Source organism: Streptomyces sp. NPDC060209 (assembly GCF_042728155.1).
In the GTDB taxonomy this organism is placed as follows: Bacteria; Actinomycetota; Actinomycetes; order Streptomycetales; family Streptomycetaceae; genus Streptomyces.
Genome location: NZ_JBHWZS010000545.1, coordinates 1 through 2,195, shown reverse-complemented (window position 1 = coordinate 2,195; position 2,195 = coordinate 1). Strand labels below are relative to the sequence as shown.

At 71.3% G+C, this 2,195-nt stretch carries 1 protein-coding gene; it reads left to right on the top strand.

Annotation, left to right across the window (positions count from 1 at the left end):
• Nucleotides 1-59: 59 nt before the first annotated feature.
• Entirely contained in the window at nt 60-2,138 is a 2,079-nt protein-coding gene (locus ACFWFI_RS42420) for a beta-galactosidase (RefSeq protein WP_387401259.1), read from the top strand.
• Nucleotides 2,139-2,195 lie beyond the last annotated feature (57 nt).

Sequence of the window (2,195 nt, the reverse complement as noted above, 5' to 3'; positions counted from 1 at the left end):
CCCTTCCGATGGGCGGCCGCCCCGTGCCGTACCCGCACCTCGTATCCCGAAGGATCATCATGACCCCCGCCTCCGAGCGCCACTGGCTGCGCCCGCCCTCCGACGACCGCCCGGCGAGCTTCGCCTACGGGGCCGACTACAACCCGGAGCAGTGGCCGCGCGAGGTGTGGAAGGAAGACGTCCGGCTGATGCGCGAGGCCGGGGTCACCGTGGTCTCCGTCGCCATCTTCTCCTGGGCGCGTCTGCAACCGGCCGAGGACCGGTGGGACTTCGACTGGCTGGACGAGGTACTCGATCTGCTCCACGACAACGGGATCGCGGTGGACCTCGCCACCGCCACCGCCTCGCCGCCGCCCTGGCTCACCACCCTGCACCCGGAGATCCTGCCGGTCACCCGTACCGGTGAGACCCTCTCCCAAGGCGCGCGACAGCACTGGCGGCCCACCTCACCCGTCTTCCGCACGTACGCGCTGAGGCTGGTGGAGGCCATGGCCACCCGCTACGCGGACCATCCCGCCGTGGTCGCCTGGCACATCTCCAACGAGCTCGGCTGCCACAACATCTACGACTACTCCGACGACGCCGCCCAGGCCTTCCGAGACTGGCTTCGCACCCGCTACGTCACACTGGACGAGCTCAACCGGGCCTGGGCGACCTCCTTCTGGTCGCAGCACTACGGGGACTGGGAGCAGATCCAGCCGCCGCGACTGGCCGCGAGCCACGCCAACCCGACCCAGCAGCTCGACTTCAAGCGCTTCTCCTCCGACGCGCTGAAGGACTACCTCCGGGCCGAACGGGAGGTACTGCGCCGGATCACCCCCGAGATCCCCGCCACCACCAACTTCATGGTGATGGGTGACACCAAGGGCATGAACTACCCCGACTGGGCGGAAGAGATCGACTTCGTCTCCAACGACCACTACGCCCACCCCGGGCCGCAGCGCCTCGACGAGCTCTCCTTCTCCGCCGCCCTCACGCACTCCATCGCCCGGGGCAAGCCGTGGTTCCTGATGGAGCACTCGACGAGCGCGGTCAACTGGCAGCCCGTCAACGTCGCCAAGCGCCCGGGCGAGCTCGCCCGTGACTCCCTCGTCCACGTCGCCCACGGAGCCGACGCGGTCTGCTTCTTCCAGTGGCGCCAGTCCGCCGCCGGTGCCGAGAAGCACCACTCCGCGATGGTGCCCCATGCCGGTCCGGACAGTGAGGTGTTCCGTGCGGTGGCCGCCCTCGGCCGGACGCTGGAGACACTCACCCCGGTCACCGGCTCCGTACGGGAGCCGGCCCGCGCGGCACTGGTGTACGACTGGGAATCCTGGTGGGCCGTCGAACGCGACTCCCAGCCGTCCTCCCTGCTGCGCTACCGGCAGGAGGCGCTCGACTGGTACTCGGCCTTCCTGGCCCTGGGCGTCCGGGTGGACGTCGTCACCACCGCGACCGACCTCACCGGCTACGACTTCGTCGCGGCCCCCGTCCTGCACGTCGTCCCCCGGGTCCTGGCCGACCGGCTGGACGCCTATGTGCGCGGCGGCGGCCATCTCGTCACCACCTACTACTCGGGTGTCGTCGACGAGAACGACCATGTCCACCTCGGCGGATACCCGGGAGCGCTGCGCGGTCTGCTGGGCATCCGCATCGAGGAGTTCGGCCCCCTGCTGGAGGACGTGGACGTACGACTCGACAACGGTCTGACCGGCACGCTGTGGACCGACCGGATCGACCTGACCGACCCCGAGGTCACGGTGCTCGCGCGTTACGCGACCGGGGACCAGGAGGGGCGCCCCGCCATCACCCGGCGGGCCCTGGCGGACGGCGGTTCCGCCGCCTACGTCTCCACGCGGCTGGGCAGCCACGGGCTGCCCGACGTGCTGCGGCCCCTGCTCGCCGGGGCCGGCGTGGTCAGCGAACTGCCCGCCGATGTGCGCGGGCGGGTGGAGCTGACCGTGCGGACCGACGGTTCCCACGCGTACTGGTTCCTCGTGAACCGTACGGATGAGCCCGTGGACTTCGACGCGGTGGCCGGAGAGGTTCTCACAGGGGCCTCGCAGGCCGTCGAGGGCGGCCTGGTCCTGCCCTCGCGGGGGGTCGCCGTGCTCCGCGTGGCGTCCGGGGGCACGCCCTTCCCGCACGCCGACGCGTAGCCGGACGGGGGAACACCCCGCCGCGGCGCCCTGGGGGACGGGCCCGTCCCCCAGGGC

Coding starts and splice junctions, on each gene's coding strand:
- ACFWFI_RS42420 (WP_387401259.1), top strand. CDS start 60: ATGACCCCCGCCTCCGAGCGCCACTGGCTGCGCCCGCCCTCCGACGAC.